The sequence below is a fragment of the Diaphorobacter sp. MNS-0 genome (genome assembly GCF_019602835.1).
Lineage (GTDB): Bacteria > Pseudomonadota > Gammaproteobacteria > Burkholderiales > Burkholderiaceae_C > Diaphorobacter > Diaphorobacter nitroreducens.
The window spans coordinates 3133751-3149991 of the sequence record NZ_CP080761.1; the positions used below are offsets into that span (position 1 = coordinate 3133751).

Sequence of the window (16241 nt, forward strand, 5' to 3'; positions counted from 1 at the left end):
CAGCACCGCATTCCCGTGTCCCACCACCGCCCCATCCGTCCCGAAGACCGCCACCAGTTCGACGCCCTCATCGACGCGCGCTCGCCCGCCGAATACGCCGAGGACCACATCCCCGGCGCGATCAACTGCCCGGTGCTGAACGACGAGGAGCGCGCCATCGTCGGCACCATCTACGTGCAGCAAAGCGCCTTCGAAGCGCGCCGCGTGGGCGGGGCCATGGTGGCGGCCAACCTGGCGCACCACCTGCGCACGCATTTCGCCGACAAGCCTGCGCACTGGCGCCCGCTGGTCTACTGCTGGCGCGGCGGCATGCGCAGCGGCTCCATGGTGCAGTGGATGCGCCTGGTGGGCTGGGACGCGCAGCAGCTCGCCGGCGGCTACAAGTCCTTTCGCCGCCATGTGATGACGCAGATCGAAACCCTGGTGCCGCAGCTGGAGCTGCGCGTGCTGGTGGGCGCCACCGGCAGCGCCAAGACGCGCGTGCTGCAGCAGCTGGCCGGCATGGGCGCGCAGGTGCTGGACCTGGAGCACTGCGCCCGCCACAAGGGCTCACTGCTCGGCGCGCTGCCGGGCGTACCCCAGCCGTCGCAAAAGAATTTCGAGACACAGATCGCCACCGCACTGGAGGCGCTGGACCTGTCCCGCCCCGTGTATGTGGAGGGTGAGAGCGCGCGCATCGGCCGCCTCACGGTACCCGTGCCGCTGGTGCAACGTCTGCGCGCCGCCGCGTGCATCGAGATCGAAGCCACGCCCGAAGAGCGCCTGGCCTACCTGCTGCGCGACTACGCTTACCTAGGCGACGACCCCGATGCACTGGCCAAGCGCCTGGGCACGCTCACCGAGCTGCAGGGCAAGGAAGTCGTGCAGCGCTGGCAGGCCTGGGCCCGGGCGGGGGAGCTGTCCGCGCTGTTCGCCGAGCTGATGCTGCTGCACTACGACCCGCACTACGGACGCTCGCAGGCGCGCAACTTCACGCACTGGGAGACACGCCAGCGCGTGGGCGCGTCGGACCTGTCGCCCGAGGGCATCGCCAGCGTGGCGCAGGCCGTGCTGGCGCTGGAATAGTTCGGCGTCAAATCAGGCTGTAGCGCTTTATGGACAAGCGCAAGCAGCTATCATTTTTGAAACCCTCTCGCGTACATGAAATCCCGGCGATTCGTACGGGAACACGCCGCCTTCGGCTAGGCTCAAACCCACCTCATTCCTCAAGGACTCCTTTGTGAAACTGAAGATGGCCCCGAACTCGGGCTTCGCAATCCTGCTGCGCTCGCCCTGGTGGGTGAGCTTTGCCATCGCCGCCGCCATCGTGCTTGTCTGCGGCGCACTGCTGCCGAGGGACATCGCCCCGTTCGCCGCCATGGGCGCGCTGCCGATCGCCGTGATCGGCTGCATCGCCGCGTGGCGCCAGTGGCGCGCCCCCAGCGCCGCGCGCGTTCAGGGTGCCCTGCAGGCCGCTGCCGCCATGCCGTGGAAGGATTTCGCCAACACGCTGGAGCGCGCATGGCGCACCGAGGGGCACGAGGTGCAGCGCCTGGCCGGCCTGCACGCGGACCTGCGCATCACGCAGGGCGACCGCGCGGTGCTGGTGGCCGCGCGCCGCTGGAAGGCCGCCACCCATGGCGTGGAACCCCTGCGTGAACTGCACGCCCAAGCGCAGCAGCAAGGCGCGCAGGCCGTGTACGTGGCGCTGACCGGCACCGTGAGCGAGACCGCACGCAGCTTTGCGCGCGAGCATGGCGTGGTGCTGCTGGAGGGCGATGCCCTGGCTGCCCTGCTGCTCAAGGCCACGCCCGCAGGTTAAAAAAACAGGGCGCAACCCAAGCCGCGTGGCTCCATGACCCACTCCCCTGCCCCTGCGCACACCGGCCTGGTGCTGATGGGCGGCGGCGCGCGTGCCGCCTACCAGGTGGGCGTGCTGCAGGCGATTGCCGACCTGCGGCTGGCTTGCGGCGAGCGGCGCGGGCCGGGGCCATTCGGCATCCTCACCGGCACCTCGGCCGGCGCCATCAACGCGGCGGCCATGGCCTGTGGCGCGGACCAGTTCGACCGCACGGTGCGGCGCCTGGCGCGCGTGTGGACCCAGTTCCATGCCCGACAGGTGTACCGCGCCGACTCCCTGAGCGTGATGCGCAGCGGCGCGCGCTGGCTCACGCTGCTGTCGCTGGGCTGGGCTCTCACCCGCTGGAGCCGCATGCGCCCGCACTCGCTGCTGGACAACGCGCCGCTCGCGCAACTGCTGGACCAGTTGGTGCCGCTGGCGCGCGTGCCGCGGCTGATCCGTGCGGGCCACCTGCGCGCCCTGGCGGTGACCGCGTCCAGCTACAGCTCGGGCCAGCACGTGGCGTTCTTTGACGCCGGAGACGCCCAGGAGCCCTGGGTACGCTCATTGCGCAAGTCCGCACGCGGCCCCATCACGCGCAACCACCTGCTGGCCTCGTCGGCCATTCCGTTCATGTTCCCGGCAGCGCCACTGGCCATCGACGGACACACCGAATACTTCGGCGACGGCTCCATGCGCCAGACCGCGCCGCTGGCGCCCGCCATCCACCTGGGTGCGCGGCGCCTGCTGGTGGTGGGCACCAGCCGCACCTATGAGCCGCCGCGCCCCTGCATGGCTGGCACGCAGCAGCCCTACCCCGCGCTGGCCCAGGTGGCGGGCCACACGCTGTCCAACATCTTTCTGGATGCGCTGTCGGTGGATATCGAGCGCGCCCAGCGCATCAACCAGACGCTGGCGCTGATTCCGCCCGAGGCGCGCAGCCACAGCCCGCTGCGGCCGCTGGAGCTGCTGGTGTTCGCCCCCTCGCGCAACCTGGACGAGATGGCGGCGCGGCATGTGTGCGACCTGCCGGGGACCATCCGCACCCTGCTCAGCGCGCTGGGCGTGCGTGCCGACCGGCCCGACGCGGGCACCGGCGCGCTGGCCAGCTACCTGCTGTTCGAGCGCGGCTACACGCAAGAGCTCATGGCACTGGGCCACGGGGACGCGATGGCGCGGCGCAGCGAGATCTGCGCCTTCTTCGGCTGGCAGGACCACGGCAATCCCGTGCGGGCGCCGCGGAACTGACACGCCCTAAAATCGAGGGTTGCGCCTCGAAACCCGAGGCGACTGGAGAGCCGCCCCCGATGACCGCACGCAAGATCTTCGTCACCACCGCCCTGCCGTATGCCAACGGCAATTTCCACATCGGCCACATCATGGAGTACATCCAGGCCGACACCTGGGTGCGCGCGCAGCGCATGCAGGGCAACGCGGTCAATTTCGTTGGCGCGGACGACGCCCATGGCGCGCCCATCATGATTGCCGCCGAGAAGGCGGGTAAGACGCCCCAGCAGTTCGTGGCCGACATCGCCGCCGGGCGCAAGCAATACCTGGATGGCTTTCACATCGCCTTCGACAACTGGAGCAACACCGACAGCCCGGAGAACCACGAGCTGTCCCAGCAGATCTACCTGGACCTGAAGGCCGCCGGCTTCATCGAGACGCGCACCATCGAGCAGTTCTTCGACCCCGAGAAGAACATGTTCCTGCCCGACCGCTTCATCAAGGGCGAGTGCCCGCGCTGCCATGCCAAGGACCAGTACGGCGACAACTGCGAGGTCTGCAGCTCGGTCTACGCGCCCACAGACCTCATCAACCCGTACTCGGCGCTGTCGGGCGCCAAGCCGGTGCTCAAGACCTCCGAGCACTTCTTCTTCAAGCTCTCCGACCCGCGCGCGGTGGAGTTCCTGACCGAGTGGACGCAGAACGGCCAGCATGTGCAGCCCGAGGTGGCCGCCAAGATCAAGGAATGGTTCGGCACGCGCACCAATCCCGACGGCACGACCAGCGAAGGTCTGGACGACTGGGACATCTCCCGCGACGCCCCCTATTTCGGCATCGAGATCCCCGATGCGCCGGGCAAGTACTTCTACGTGTGGCTGGACGCCCCCGTGGGCTACCTGGCCTCGCTCAAGAACCTCTTGAAAAAGCGCGGCGAGGACTACGACGCCTACATGGCCGACCCGCAGCTGGAGCAGTACCACTTCATCGGCAAGGACATCATCACCTTCCACACGCTGTTCTGGCCCGCCATGCTGAAGTTCAGCGGCCGCAAGACGCCCACGAAGATCTGCGTGCACGGCTTCATGACCGTGAACAACGGCGAGAAGATGAGCAAAAGCCGCGGCACGGGGCTGGACCCGCTCAAATACCTGGCCCTGGGCATGAACCCCGAGTGGCTGCGCTACTACCTGGGCGCCAAGCTCAACGGCAAGAACGAAGACATCGACTTCAACCCCGAAGACTTCATGGCCCGCGTGAATTCCGACCTGATCGGCAAGTACGTGAACATCGCCAGCCGTGCCGCGGGCTTCATCTTCAAGCGCTTCGGCGGCAAGCTGGGCGAAGTCAGCGCCGATGGCCAGGCGCTGCTGGCGCAGCTGCGCGAACAGGCCGGCCCCATCGTTGCGGCCTACGAGGCGCGCGACACGGCCCGCGCCGTGCGCGAGACCATGCTGCTGTGCGACCGCGTGAACAGCTACGTGGACGCCAACAAGCCCTGGGAGCTGGCCAAGCAGGAAGGCATGGAGGCGCGCCTGCAGGACGTCTGCACCACCTGCATCGAGGCCTTCCGCATCCTGACGATCTACCTCAAGCCCATCCTGCCGCAGGTGGCGGCCGAGGTGGCCCGCTTTCTCATCGTGCCGCCCGAGCAGTTTGCCGAAGTGGCCCAGCCCCTGGGCGCCGGCCACCAGATCGGCCAGTACCAGCACCTGATGCAGCGCGTGACGCAGGAGCAACTGGACGCGCTGTTCGAGCCGCCGGCTCCCGCAGTCGAAAAGGTCATCCCCGGCGGAGAGGAAATCGCCCCGACGATCACCATCGACGACTTTGCCAAGGTGGATCTGCGCATCGCCAAGATCGTGAAATGCGAGGCCGTGGAAGGCTCCACCAAGCTGCTGCGCCTGACACTGGATGTGGGCGAAGGGCAGACACGCAACGTCTTCAGCGGCATCGCCAGCATGTACAAGCCCGAGGACCTGCAGGGCAAGCTCACGGTGATGGTGGCCAATCTGGCGCCGCGCAAGATGAAGTTCGGCCTGAGCGAGGGCATGGTGCTGGCCGCCAGCCACGCCGACGAGAAGGCGCACCCCGGCATCTTCGTACTGGAGCCCTTCCCCGGTGCGCAGCCGGGCATGCGCATCCACTGATGCCCCAGCCTCGGCGATCGCGCCAGCCCCTGCGCCTTGCGGCTGCAGGGGTTTTTTTGTGCGCCTTGCTTTCGGGGTGCACGGTGGTGGCGGTGGGTGCAGCCGCCGTCAGTGTCACGGCGACCGCCGTGGGGCTGGCGGCCGACGCCGCCGTGGGCACGGCCAAGGTTGTCGGTAAAGGCGTGGGCAAGGCCTATGACGCGATGACCGAAGACGAAGAAGACCACAGCGGCATCACCATCCGCTACCGCGAAGGCGGCGCACCGCAGCCGCTGCCGGATGCCCCGCCGCAGGAGCAGGCGGCACCCACGCCTGAGGCGCTGCCGTAGCCGCTGCGCGCGTTGCCTGGCGGCGCCCGCCACAGGACGTACGCATGGTCACGCCGAGGGCTCGCCCGGTGGCCGTGCGGCCTGCCGCCACTGCCCCGGTGTGCAGCCTGTCCAGCGGCGAAAGGCCCGGTTGAACACGCTGGGCTCCGCGAACCCCAGCGACTGGCTGATCTCGCCCAGCGGGCGGTCCGCCTGCGCCAGCGCGTGCAGTGCGGCCTGGTGCCGCGCCGCGTCCAGTACGGCGGTGTAGCTCAAGCCCAGCGCTTGCATGCGTCGCGCCAGGGTGCGCTCGCTCAGTCCCAGCGCTGCCGCGGCCTGGGCGCGCTCGGGCGCCTTGCCGTGCAGCGGCGCTTGCAATTGATCGGCCATCCACGCGCGCAGCGCCTGTGCCAGGTCGGCCGGCGCTGACAGTGCCGCCAGCCGTGTCGTCGCATGTTCGCGGTGCAGGCGCGCGAGCTGCTCGTCGGCCTGGGGCAGCGGCGCGTCCAGCAGCGCGTTGTCCAGCAGCACGCCGCTGAAGGCCTGCTCGAATTCCACGGCGCAGCCGAAGGCCTCGCGGTAACCCGCCAGCGGCCCGATGCGTGCCTGGCTGAACTGCACCTGCCGCGGACGCACCACCTGTCCCGTGACCCACCGCGCAAACGCCACGACCGCGGCCAGCACCGCCTCGATCTGGTGCGGGCTGAATGCCAGCGCGCCCTGGCGCGGGTGGTACACCACCCAGCTGGCGGTTTCGCCCGCGATCATCTGGAAACGCCCGCCGTCGCTGATGAGGCGCTGGTACTGCTGCACCGCGGCAATGGCCGCGCGCAGGCTGGACGCGGACTGCAGCAGGTAGCTCACCACATTGAAACTGCCCGGCCCCACCTGTGCCCCCACCTTGAGGCCAAAACCCGAATCCTGCGTGCAGTGCACGGCTGCGCGCCACAGCCGCGTGATGTGGTCAATGGGCCAGCGCTCGTGCGCCAGCTCGGCCGGCACGATGCCCGCCTGCGCCAGCAGGCGCTCGCGCGCCACGCCCGCGCGCTCGGCGGCGGCCAGCACGGTGTTCACCCAACTCATCGAAACGCTGGCCTGCAAGGTCAATTTCTGTGGCCTCCAAAGTCTATGCCGCGCCATGATATGCCGCTATCTTGGCCGGCAGTGCGCCACACAGAGCGCGCAAGGAGACAGCCGCATGGCAACCCAACATTCCGACACCGTCGTCATTGGCGGCGGTCTGGCCGGCATCGTGGCCGCGCTGGAGCTGCTGCGCGCGGGCCAGCGCGTCACGCTGGTGGACCGCGACACGCCCGAACGCTTCGGCGGCCTGGCGCTGTGGGCCTTCGGCGGCATGGCCCTGGTGGGCACGCCGCTGCAGGCGAAGATGAAGATCCCCGACACGCCCGAGCGTGCGCTGGCCGACTGGCTGCGCTTTGGCGAGCTGGACGCTGACGACCACTGGCCCCGCGCCTGGGCGCGCCACTACGTGGAGCATTCGCGCGCGCAGGTGCACGACTGGCTGCTGCAGGAGGGCGTGAAGTTCATGCCCGCGGTGAACTGGGTGGAGCGTGGATTGAACGGCGAGGGCAACAGCCTGCCGCGTTACCACATCGTCTGGGGCACCTCGCGCGAACTCACGCGGTGCCTGATCGCGGCGCTGCGGCGTGCGGGTGAAGGCAGCAGGCTCACACTGCTGCACGGCCACCGCGTCACGGCACTGGACCACCAGGACGGACGGATCGCCGGCGCCGTGGCGGTGAACGAAGCCACGGGCGAGGAAGTACGCCTGCACGCCCCGGTGGTGGTGCTGGCCATGGGCGGCATCAACGGCGGGCACGAGGAGACCCGTGCCAACTGGCCCCAAGGCCGGCCGCGCCCCGCCGCCATGCTCAACGGTGCGCACCCCTTCGCCGATGGCAAATTGCACCGCCACGCCGCCCGCCTGGGCGCGCAGATCACGCACGCGGGCGAGATGTGGAACTACGCGGCGGGCTTTCCACACCCGTTCCCGCATTTCGACGGGCACGGCCTGTCGGCCATTCCGTGCAAGTCGGCGCTGTGGCTGAACCACCGGGGCGAGCGCATCGGCCCCGCGCCGCTGGTCACCGGCTTCGACACGCACTGGCTGTGCCAGCGTGTGGCCGCGCAGGAAAAGCCCTGGACCTGGCACCTGCTCAACTGGCGCATCGCGGCCAAGGAGTTCGCCATCTCCGGCGCCGAGCACAACCAGCGCATCCGCGACAGGCAATTCCCGCAGTTCCTTAAGGAAACGCTGCTGGGCAACCACCGCCTGGTGCGCCAGATGCAGCGGCAAAGCCCGCATTTCCTGGTGGACGACACGCTGGCCGGGCTGGCCGCGAAGATGAACGCGCTGACCGCCTCGCTCGATGTGGCGCCTGAGGTACTGCAGGCCACGGCCGACGCCTTCGACGCCAACTTTGCCCACGGCGCCAAGCTGCACAACGACGACCAGATCCGCCGCATCCTGCACGCGCGCCAGTGGGGCCCCGACCGGCTGCGCACCTGCGCGCCCGCGCCGCTGCAAAAGCCCGGCGCGGGGCCGTTCATCGCCATCCAGATGCAGCTCATCACGCGCAAAAGCCTGGGCGGGCTGCAAACGGACCTGCACAGCCGCGTGCTCGACGGCGCAGGCCAGCCCATCGACGGGCTGTACTGCGTGGGCGAGGCGGCAGGTTTTGGCGGCGGCGGTGCGAACGGCAAGCGCTCGCTGGAAGGCACTTTTTTGCCCGGCTGCATCCTCACCGCACGCGCCGCGGCGCGCGCCATCACCGGGAGGGCCGGCGCATGACCCACTACCCCGCATCGGTCGCCGACTGGCGCCACCGGGCCGCGCAGCGCCTGCCGCGCTTTCTGTTCGACTACATCGACGGCGGCGCCAGCGACGAGCGCACGCTGGCCGCCAACGTGCAGGACTTCGCCGCCCTGCGCCTGCGCCAGCGCGTGCTGGTGGACGTGGCCCAGGTGGACACGCGCGCCACCCTGGCAGGCCAACCCTGCGCACTGCCGCTGGCGCTGGCACCCATCGGCCTGGCGGGCATGGCCGCGCGCCGGGGCGAAGCGCAGGCCGCGCGCGCGGCACACGCGGCGGGTGTGCCATTCACGCTCTCCACCGTGGGCATCTGCCCCATCTCCGAGGTGGCGGCCGCCGCCGACGCACCGCCCTGGTTCCAGCTCTACATGCTGCGCGACCGCGGCGCCGTGCGCGCACTGCTGGACGGTGCCTGGGCCGCCGGCTGCCGCACGCTGGTCTTCACCGTCGACCTACCCCTGCCCGGCATGCGGCTGCGCGACATCCGCCACGGCATGGCCGCGAGTGGCGCGCGCCCGGCGCTCATCCGCGCCGCACAGGTGCTGGCGCGCCCCGGCTGGGTGCGGGACGTGGCGCTGCGCGGCCAGCCCATGCGCTTTGGCAACCTGACCGCGCAAGTGCCCGGCGCGCGCGACCTGGGCGCCTTCAAGGCCTGGGTGGACGCGCAGTTCGACCCCAGCGTGACGTGGCAGGACATCGACTGGCTGCGCGGCCAATGGAAGGGCCGCCTGCTGCTCAAGGGCATCCTGGACGTGCAGGACGCCCAGGCCGCCGTGCAGGTGGGCGCGGACGGCATCGTCGTCTCCAACCACGGCGGGCGCCAGCTCGACAGCGTGGCCTCCACCGCCGCCAAGCTGCCCGCCATCGCCCAGGCCGTGGGCGCGCAGACTGAGGTGCTGGTGGACGGCGGCGTGCGCAGCGGCGTGGATGTGTTCAAGGCCCTGGCCCTGGGGGCGCGCGGCGTGCTCATCGGCCGCCCCTGGGTGTGGGCGCTGGCGGCGCAGGGCGAGGCGGGCGTGCGCACCCTGCTGGCCCAGTGGCAGCGCGAGCTGCTGCTGGCAATGACGCTGGCGGGCGTGACGCGCGTGGCCGACATCGGCCCCCAGCACCTCGACACGGATTGGTAATGAAAAACGGCTCCAGCGCTTACCCATCAAGCGCTAACAGCTATGAATAAAGAAGCAAGGAGATTCCCATGAACGGCGCACAAGCCCTGCTCAAGACCCTGGCCGATGCCGGCATCGAGGTCTGCTTCACCAACCCTGGCACGAGCGAGATGCACTTCGTCGCCGCGCTGGACAGCGAGCCGCGCATGCGCGCCGTGCTGGCGCTGTTCGAGGGCGTGGCCACCGGCGCGGCCGACGGCTACGCGCGCATGGCCGGCAAGCCCGCCGCCACGCTGCTGCACCTGGGCTGCGGCCTGGGCAACGGCCTGGCCAACCTGCACAACGCACGCAAGGGCAAGGTGCCGGTGGTCAACATCGTGGGCGACCACGCCACGTACCACACGCAGTACGACGCGCAGCTGCAGTCCGACATCGAGACCGTGGCGCGCAACGTCTCGCCCGGCTTCGTGCGCACCGCGCAAAGCACTGCGGACCTGTGCCAGGACGCGGCAGATGCCATTGCTGCCGCGCGCGGCCTGCCGGGCCAGGTGGCCACGCTGGTCCTGCCGGCCGACGTGTCGTGGGGCGAGGGCGGCCAGCCCTGCCCGCCCCCGGAGGTGCCCGCGCCCGCCGCCGCCAGCGACGAGGCGGTGCAGGCCCTGGCTCAGACCCTCATGCAGGCCATCCGCGCGGGTGAGAAGACCGTGCTGCTGCTGGGCGGCCACGCGCTGCGCGAGGGGGCGCTGCGCAGCGCCGCGCGCATTGCGGCCCACAGCGGCGTGCAGTTGCTCGCCGAGGTGTTTCCCACCCGCATGGAGCGCGGCGCGGGCCTGCCCGCCGTGGAGCGCGTGGCTTACTTGGCCGAGCTGGCCGGCGTGCAACTGGCGGGCGCGCGGCACCTGGTGCTGGTCGATGCGAAGTCGCCCGTCTCGTTCTTCGCCTACCCCGGCAAGGCCAGCGACCTGGTGCCCGCGGGCTGCACGGTGCACACCCTGTGCAGCCCGGCGCAGGACGCGGCGGCAAGCCTGGACAAGCTGTCCGCCGCGCTGCGCGCCAGCGCCACGCAGCCGCCCCTGGCCCCGGCGCAGCGCCCCGGCCGCCCGCGCGGACCGCTCACCGCGCCCAAGGTGTGCAAGGCCGTAGGCCACCTGCTGCCCGAGAATGCCATCCTCATCGACGAGGCCATCACCTCCGGCCTGATGCTGGGCGTGATGACGGCGGGCTGCCCGCGCCACGACCTGATCACGCTGACCGGCGGCGCCATCGGCCAGGGCCTGCCCAATGCCGTGGGCGCGGCCATCGCCTGCCCCAACCGCCCGGTGATCGCACTGATCGGCGACGGCACGGCGATGTACACCCTCCAGGCGCTGTGGAGCATGGCGCGTGAAAACCTGCATGTGGTGTCGGTCATCTTCAACAACGCCAGCTACTCGGTGCTGAACGTGGAGCTGGAGCGCGTGGGCGCTGAGAAAGCGGGCCCCAAGGCCAAGTCGCAGCTCGACCTGAAGGGCCCGGTACTCAACTTCGCCCAGCTCGCGCAGGGCATGGGCGTGCATGCGGTGCGCGCCAGCACGGCCGAGGACTTCTGCCAGGCGCTGGAATACGCGCTGGCGCACCCCGGGCCGCACCTGATCGAAGCACTGGTGCCCGAGTCGCTCGCCGGCCCGAAGCGCAAGGTGCTGCCCTGGCTGCTGCGCGCCCTGCCCAGCCTGCCGCCGCAGGTGGCGCGCGCGCTCAAGCGCAAGATCGCGCCGTGAGGCGGCCGAGAGCCCCACGCAAGAAAGCCCCGCACCGCGGGGCTTTCTTTATATGAATGATTTTGGCCTCTAGCGCTTTCCAGAAAAGCGCGAGCAGCTCACTTTTTCATATCAACGGCATCAACCGCCCTGGTAGCGTCCCGGCCGGTGGCTGACCCACAGGAACACGCACATCACCACCGTGGCGAGCACCGACCAGGCCACGCGCTGCCATGGCACCACGCACAGCGCCAGCAGCACCACGCAGCAGTCGATGGCCAACTGCACCTTGCCAGCCCGGATGCCGTGGCGCTGCTGCGCGTAGAGCGACACGATGGTCGCGCCGCCCAGGCTGGACTGGTGGCGCGCCAGGAACAGCACGCCCGTGCCCATCAGCAACCCTCCGGCCACCGCGGCGAACGCCGGGTGCAGGTAGTCGATGTGGAACACGTTCGGCGCCAGCACCATCACCAGCGACAGCATGGCCACGCAGACGAAGGTCTTGAGCGTGAAGGCGCGCCCCAGGTGGCGCCAGGCAAACCAGTAAAACGGCAGGTTGATGAGAAAGTACACCGCGCCGAACGACCAGCCCGTGGCGTAGTGCAGCACGAACGCCAGCCCCGCCGTGCTGCCCGTGAGCAGCCCGGCCTGGGCGTACATGAGCATGGCCAGCCCGACGAACAGCGAGCCGGCGAACAGCGCCTGGGCGTCCTCGAACGGGCCGTGGCGCAGGGTGGCGTTGGAAGAGGGAACGTGCGCGCCAGCGGGCGCGAGTGCGGAAAGAGACGATTGGGCGTGCAAAGTGTGTGCGGTGCGGCTGGCCATGGTGTGGTTCCTGAGCATCCTGCGGGCGGCGCTGGTGGCGCCGGGGCGCAATCATCTCATGGAAAACCCTAGGTCTGCTGGACGCCCGCGCCCGTCCCTCCCCGCTCGCGCATTTCAGGGCGGCTCCAAGGAGGCGGCCCAGGATCGGCTCAAGGGCCGTCGTGCAGCTTCTCGGTGCTGGCCGCACGCAGCACGCGCCCGTCGGCGCCGAACACCACGGTGAACAGCTTCTCCTGCGCGGGGGCGTCGGTCCAATGCCAGTCCCACTCGGTCTCCTGCTTGAGCTCGTAGGTCACCTGCTTGCCAGGCTTGCCCAGCAGGCGGCGCACCTGCTCCTGCGTCATGCCGGGCTGCACCTTGGCGAAGTGGTGCGGTGCCAGCACCTGGCGCAGCGCGCTCATCTTGCCGTCGGTGCCGATGGTGATCATGTAGTTGCGCCGCCCGGCCGGCTGGCGGTTGTACTCCAGGGTGCGCGAGCCGTCGGCCTCCTGCCAGACCTGCTCGGGCTCGCCAAAGCGCGCACGTACGTCCTGCTCGGTGGAGACGCCCTCTTCCAATTCGCGGATGCGCTGCTCGTCGCAGCCCGCCAGCAGGGTGAGCACGGCCAGCACGGAGGCGCCCGCGCCCTTGAGCCAGTGGTGTAAAGCCATCGGTAGGTCCATCCTCATGGTGATCGGCCGCCCGGTCGCGGCGCACAGGCTGCACTGTAGAGCGTCCGCGGGCCTGCCGCACGGGCCGTCGCCCAGGGGCCGGGGCTAAAATGCGCGGTTACCAAGAGGCTCACGCACCGCACCATGTCCTTCTTTCGCCGCCCCGACTACGAATCCGACACCACCCAGTTCATCAAGCAGCTCAAGGCCCAGAAGCCCGAGCTGGATGCCCAGCAGCAGGCCGGCCGCGCCCTGCTGTGGGACAAGCAGGTGGACCGCGATGCCTGGCAGGACTACAACGCCGGGCGCATCCCCCAGCAGCCCTACGTGTACCAGTCGCGCTCCTGAGCGCGCTACACATCAAATCAGGCTCCAGCGCCCATGCAGCAAGCGCTGGCAGCTATTGAATAAATAGTAAGCTCCATGGCCGCCCCGCGTCTCGCCGCGACTGCCGCCGACGGTGCGCCGCCGGCCTCTGGCGACGGCCTGCCGCAGGTGGTGGACCAGGTGGCGCTGGCGCGCCTGTATGGCGAGCCCCTGTTCGCCCTGCCGCAGGACCTGTACATCCCGCCCGACGCGCTGGAGGTGTTCCTGGAGGCCTTCGAAGGCCCGCTGGATCTGCTGCTGTACCTGATCCGCAAGCAGAACTTCAACATCCTGGACATCCCCATGCTGGATGTCACACGCCAGTACCTGGGCTACGTGGAGGAGATCCGCAGCCGCAACCTGGAGCTGGCGGCCGAGTACCTGCTGATGGCGGCGATGCTCATCGAGATCAAGTCGCGCATGCTGCTGCCGCCCAAGAAGCAGGAAGGCAGCGCCGAGCCCGAGGACCCGCGCGCCGAACTGGTACGCCGCCTGCTGGAGTACGAGCAGATCAAGCTGGCCGCCATGCGCCTGAACCAGGTGCCGCAGTACGGCCGCGACTTCCTCCGCGCGCAGGTCACCATCGAGCAGAGCCTGCAGCCGCGCTTTCCGGACGTGAGCCTGACCGACCTGCAGGAAGCCTGGCGCGACATCTTGAGGCGCGCCAAGCTGGTGCAGCACCACAAGATCACGCGCGAGGAGCTGTCGGTGCGCGAATACATGAGCCATGTGCTCAAGGCGCTGCAGGGCCGGCGCTTTGCACCGTTCGAGGATCTGTTCCAGCCCGAAAAAGGCAGCACCGTGCTGGTGGTGACCTTCATCGCCCTGCTGGAGCTGGCCAAGGAAACCCTGATCGAAATCACCCAGGCCGAGGCGTTCGCACCGATTTACGTGCGCCTGGCCTATACACCCGTATGACACCCCCTGAGCGGCTGCGCCGCTTCCCCTCTCTCGCTGCGCGGGAGGGGGACGCCACCGGCGGCCTGGCGAAGCCAGTTCCACGGTGGCCCTGGCATGGCGCAGCGCCCGTCTCAACGGCAACTGATACCTTCTATGGCATCTCATGACTTCGACGTTCTCATCGTAGGCAGCGGCCTGGCGGGCCTGTCTGCCGCGCTGCACCTGGCGCCCACGCACCGCGTGGCCGTGATCACCAAGCGCCAGCTGCAAGACGGCTCCAGCGGCTGGGCCCAGGGCGGCATTGCCGCCGTGCTGGCCGACGACGACAGCTTTGCCGCGCACATCGAAGACACCCTGGAAGCCGGCGCCGGCCTGTGCGACCTGGCCACCACGCGCTTCGTGGTGGAAAGCGCGCCCGCCGCCATTCGCTGGCTGCAAGGCCTGGGCGTGCCTTTTTCGCAGGAAGGCGGCGCGCTGCACCTGACGCGCGAAGGCGGCCACAGCGCGCGGCGCATCGTGCACGCCACCGACGCCACGGGCGCCGCCGTGCAAAAAACGCTGATCGACGTGGTACGCGCCACGCCCGGCATCACGGTATTTGAGCACCACACGCTGGTGGACCTGATCACCAGCGCCAAGCTAGGCCTGCCTGGCCAGACGCGCTGCCTGGGGTTGTACGCGCTGGACGAGGCCACCGACCAGGTGCTGACCTTTTGCGCGCCGCACACCATTTTGGCCACCGGCGGCGCGGGCAAGGTGTACCTGTACACCACCAACCCCGACACCGCCACGGGCGACGGCATTGCCGCGGCATGGCGCGCGGGCTGCCGGGTGGGCAACATGGAGTTCATCCAGTTCCACCCCACGGGGCTGTACCACCCGCACGAAAAGTCCTTCCTGATCAGCGAGGCCGTGCGCGGCGAGGGCGGGCGGCTGCTGCTGCCGCCATCGGCCGGGGGCACGCGCTTCATGCCCCAGCACGATGCGCGCGCCGAGCTGGCCCCGCGCGACGTGGTGGCGCGCGCCATCGACTTCGAGATGAAAAAGCACGGCCTGGACTGTGTGCACCTGGACATCTCGCACCAAAGCCCGGCCTTTTTGCACGAGCACTTCCCCAACATCCTGGCGCATTGCGCCCGCCTGGGCATCGACATCACGCGCCAGCCCATTCCCGTGGTGCCCACGGCGCACTTCACCTGCGGCGGCGTGCTGACCGACCTGTCCGGCCGCACCGACCTGCCCGGCCTGCACGCCGTGGGCGAGGTGGCCTGCACCGGCCTGCACGGCGCCAACCGCCTGGCCAGCAACTCGCTGCTCGAATGCATGGTGTTTGCCCGCGCGGCGGCGCAGGCCATCGCGGCCGCACCCCGCGCGCAGATTCCGGCGCTGCCGCGCTGGGACGACAGCCGCGTGCAGGACGCCGATGAGTCGGTGGTCATCTCCCACAACTGGGACGAACTGCGCCGCTTCATGTGGGACTACGTGGGCATCGTGCGCACCAACAAACGCCTGGAGCGCGCGGCGCACCGCATTGCGCTGCTGCAGGATGAGATTCACGAGTTTTATGCGCACTTCCACATCTCGCGCGACCTGCTGGAGCTGCGCAACCTGGTGCAGGTGGCCGACCTGATCGTGCGCAGCGCGCAAATGCGCCATGAAAGCCGCGGCCTGCACTTCAGCCGCGACTGGCCGGGCATGGCCGCCCCGGCCGCCCCCACCATCCTGGTGCCGCCGGTGCGATAGAACGCCGCGCCACCGCCCCCACGTTTTTCACGTTCAAGGAGATTTGCCCCCATGTTCCGCACCCTGCTCAAGTCCAAGATCCACCGCGTGGCCGCCACCCATTGCGAGCTGCACTACGAAGGCTCCTGCGCCATCGACGAAGACCTGCTCGACGCGGCCAACATCGCCGAGAACGAGCAGATCCACATCTGGAACATCGACAACGGCGAGCGCTTCGTCACCTACGCCATCAAGGGCCAGCGCGGCAGCGGCATGATCTCGGTGAACGGCTCGGCCGCGCGCCGCGCCGCCGTGGGCGACCTGCTCATCATTGCCGCGTTTGCCCAGGTGCACGAAGACCATGTCGCCGCGCATCAGCCGCAACTGGTGTTTGTCGATGACAAAAACCGCCAGACCGAGCTGCGCCACCACGTCCCCACGCAGGCGCTCTGACCCTAGAAACGGCAGTTGACCGCTTGCCACCATCAGGAAAGCCGCATGTGTATTGACTTTTGCCGCTTCGGCACGACTCACCTGCGTGGTGAGCGCGCTACGCACTCGCCAGCACCGCGCTCGCCGCGCCATGCGGCGTTGCTCCTTCT

General features: G+C 69.4%; 15 protein-coding genes. 12 read left to right on the forward strand and 3 right to left on the reverse strand.

Annotated features, from left to right (window positions below; translation table 11 throughout):
• Positions 1-15 precede the first annotated feature (15 nt).
• The 5 genes from mnmH to K2L43_RS14975 all read left to right on the forward strand — a co-directional run bounded on the left by mnmH (position 16) and on the right by K2L43_RS14975 (position 5522).
• Positions 16-1065 (forward strand): tRNA 2-selenouridine(34) synthase MnmH, encoded by a 1050-nt coding sequence (gene mnmH, locus K2L43_RS14955; protein WP_220637880.1) that lies wholly within the window; start codon positions 16-18, stop codon positions 1063-1065.
• A 166-nt stretch (positions 1066-1231) separates the two neighbouring features.
• Positions 1232-1801 carry a restriction endonuclease gene (locus K2L43_RS14960; protein WP_015914120.1) on the forward strand — a complete coding sequence of 190 codons (570 nt, stop codon included), beginning with the start codon at positions 1232-1234 and terminating at the stop codon, positions 1799-1801.
• A 33-nt stretch (positions 1802-1834) separates the two neighbouring features.
• Entirely contained in the window at positions 1835-3067 is a 1233-nt protein-coding gene (locus K2L43_RS14965; RefSeq protein WP_196995867.1) for a patatin-like phospholipase family protein, read from the forward strand.
• A gap of 59 nt (positions 3068-3126) precedes the next feature.
• Positions 3127-5193 (forward strand): methionine--tRNA ligase, encoded by a 2067-nt coding sequence (gene metG / locus K2L43_RS14970; RefSeq protein ID WP_220637881.1) that lies wholly within the window; start codon positions 3127-3129, stop codon positions 5191-5193.
• Positions 5193-5522 (forward strand): hypothetical protein, encoded by a 330-nt coding sequence (locus K2L43_RS14975; RefSeq protein ID WP_047349792.1) that lies wholly within the window; start codon positions 5193-5195, stop codon positions 5520-5522. Before metG ends, K2L43_RS14975 begins: the two co-directional genes overlap by 1 nt.
• A 48-nt stretch (positions 5523-5570) precedes the next feature.
• Here the strand turns inward: K2L43_RS14975 and K2L43_RS14980 are convergent, their stop codons facing one another.
• A complete protein-coding gene (locus tag K2L43_RS14980; protein ID WP_234305505.1) occupies positions 5571-6584 on the reverse strand; it encodes an AraC family transcriptional regulator in 1014 nt (337 codons plus the stop codon).
• A gap of 115 nt (positions 6585-6699) precedes the next feature.
• On the opposite strand from K2L43_RS14980, the gene K2L43_RS14985 reads away from it, so the two are divergent.
• The 3 genes from K2L43_RS14985 to K2L43_RS14995 all read left to right on the forward strand — a co-directional run bounded on the left by K2L43_RS14985 (position 6700) and on the right by K2L43_RS14995 (position 11197).
• The gene (locus tag K2L43_RS14985) at positions 6700-8313 is read left to right on the forward strand and encodes an FAD-dependent oxidoreductase (protein WP_220637882.1); all 1614 of its coding nucleotides are present in this window, start codon (positions 6700-6702) and stop codon (positions 8311-8313) included.
• On the forward strand, positions 8310-9461 hold the full coding sequence (locus K2L43_RS14990) for an L-lactate dehydrogenase (RefSeq protein ID WP_220637883.1): 1152 nt from the start codon (positions 8310-8312) through the stop codon (positions 9459-9461). Before K2L43_RS14985 ends, K2L43_RS14990 begins: the two co-directional genes overlap by 4 nt.
• 68 nt (positions 9462-9529) lie before the next feature.
• The gene (locus K2L43_RS14995; protein ID WP_220637884.1) at positions 9530-11197 is read left to right on the forward strand and encodes an acetolactate synthase large subunit; all 1668 of its coding nucleotides are present in this window, start codon (positions 9530-9532) and stop codon (positions 11195-11197) included.
• A 120-nt stretch (positions 11198-11317) separates the two neighbouring features.
• On the opposite strand, the gene K2L43_RS15000 is transcribed toward K2L43_RS14995, so the two are convergent.
• Positions 11318-12001, reverse strand: coding sequence for a YitT family protein (locus K2L43_RS15000; RefSeq protein ID WP_220637885.1), 684 nt, complete (start codon positions 11999-12001; stop codon positions 11318-11320).
• 149 nt (positions 12002-12150) lie between these two features.
• Positions 12151-12651, reverse strand: coding sequence for an outer membrane protein assembly factor BamE (bamE, locus tag K2L43_RS15005; protein WP_220637886.1), 501 nt, complete (start codon positions 12649-12651; stop codon positions 12151-12153).
• Positions 12652-12795: 144 nt separating this feature from the next.
• On the opposite strand from bamE, the gene K2L43_RS15010 reads away from it, so the two are divergent.
• The 4 genes from K2L43_RS15010 to panD all read left to right on the forward strand — a co-directional run bounded on the left by K2L43_RS15010 (position 12796) and on the right by panD (position 16092).
• The gene (locus K2L43_RS15010) at positions 12796-12999 is read left to right on the forward strand and encodes a DUF3460 family protein (protein WP_011806589.1); all 204 of its coding nucleotides are present in this window, start codon (positions 12796-12798) and stop codon (positions 12997-12999) included.
• Positions 13000-13074: 75 nt separating this feature from the next.
• A complete protein-coding gene (locus tag K2L43_RS15015) occupies positions 13075-13935 on the forward strand; it encodes a ScpA family protein (RefSeq protein WP_220637887.1) in 861 nt (286 codons plus the stop codon).
• 135 nt (positions 13936-14070) lie between these two features.
• Entirely contained in the window at positions 14071-15660 is a 1590-nt protein-coding gene (gene nadB / locus K2L43_RS15020) for an L-aspartate oxidase (protein WP_047349780.1), read from the forward strand.
• Positions 15661-15711: 51 nt separating this feature from the next.
• Positions 15712-16092, forward strand: coding sequence for an aspartate 1-decarboxylase (gene panD, locus K2L43_RS15025; protein ID WP_047349779.1), 381 nt, complete (start codon positions 15712-15714; stop codon positions 16090-16092).
• Positions 16093-16241: the final 149 nt, after the last annotated feature.

Excerpts from the sequence above, each read along its gene's own strand:
- K2L43_RS14985 (WP_220637882.1), top strand. The coding sequence starts at position 6,700 with ATGGCAACCCAACATTCCGACACCGTCGTCATTGGCGGCGGTCTGGCC.
- K2L43_RS14990 (WP_220637883.1), top strand. The coding sequence starts at position 8,310 with ATGACCCACTACCCCGCATCGGTCGCCGACTGGCGCCACCGGGCCGCG.
- K2L43_RS14960 (WP_015914120.1), top strand. The coding sequence starts at position 1,232 with ATGGCCCCGAACTCGGGCTTCGCAATCCTGCTGCGCTCGCCCTGGTGG.
- bamE (WP_220637886.1), bottom strand. The coding sequence starts at position 12,651 with ATGGCTTTACACCACTGGCTCAAGGGCGCGGGCGCCTCCGTGCTGGCC.
- K2L43_RS14995 (WP_220637884.1), top strand. The coding sequence starts at position 9,530 with ATGAACGGCGCACAAGCCCTGCTCAAGACCCTGGCCGATGCCGGCATC.
- K2L43_RS14965 (WP_196995867.1), top strand. The coding sequence starts at position 1,835 with ATGACCCACTCCCCTGCCCCTGCGCACACCGGCCTGGTGCTGATGGGC.
- metG (WP_220637881.1), top strand. The coding sequence starts at position 3,127 with ATGACCGCACGCAAGATCTTCGTCACCACCGCCCTGCCGTATGCCAAC.
- K2L43_RS15000 (WP_220637885.1), bottom strand. The coding sequence starts at position 12,001 with ATGGCCAGCCGCACCGCACACACTTTGCACGCCCAATCGTCTCTTTCC.
- K2L43_RS14975 (WP_047349792.1), top strand. The coding sequence starts at position 5,193 with ATGCCCCAGCCTCGGCGATCGCGCCAGCCCCTGCGCCTTGCGGCTGCA.
- panD (WP_047349779.1), top strand. The coding sequence starts at position 15,712 with ATGTTCCGCACCCTGCTCAAGTCCAAGATCCACCGCGTGGCCGCCACC.
- nadB (WP_047349780.1), top strand. The coding sequence starts at position 14,071 with ATGGCATCTCATGACTTCGACGTTCTCATCGTAGGCAGCGGCCTGGCG.
- K2L43_RS15015 (WP_220637887.1), top strand. The coding sequence starts at position 13,075 with ATGGCCGCCCCGCGTCTCGCCGCGACTGCCGCCGACGGTGCGCCGCCG.
- K2L43_RS15010 (WP_011806589.1), top strand. The coding sequence starts at position 12,796 with ATGTCCTTCTTTCGCCGCCCCGACTACGAATCCGACACCACCCAGTTC.
- K2L43_RS14980 (WP_234305505.1), bottom strand. The coding sequence starts at position 6,584 with ATGAGTTGGGTGAACACCGTGCTGGCCGCCGCCGAGCGCGCGGGCGTG.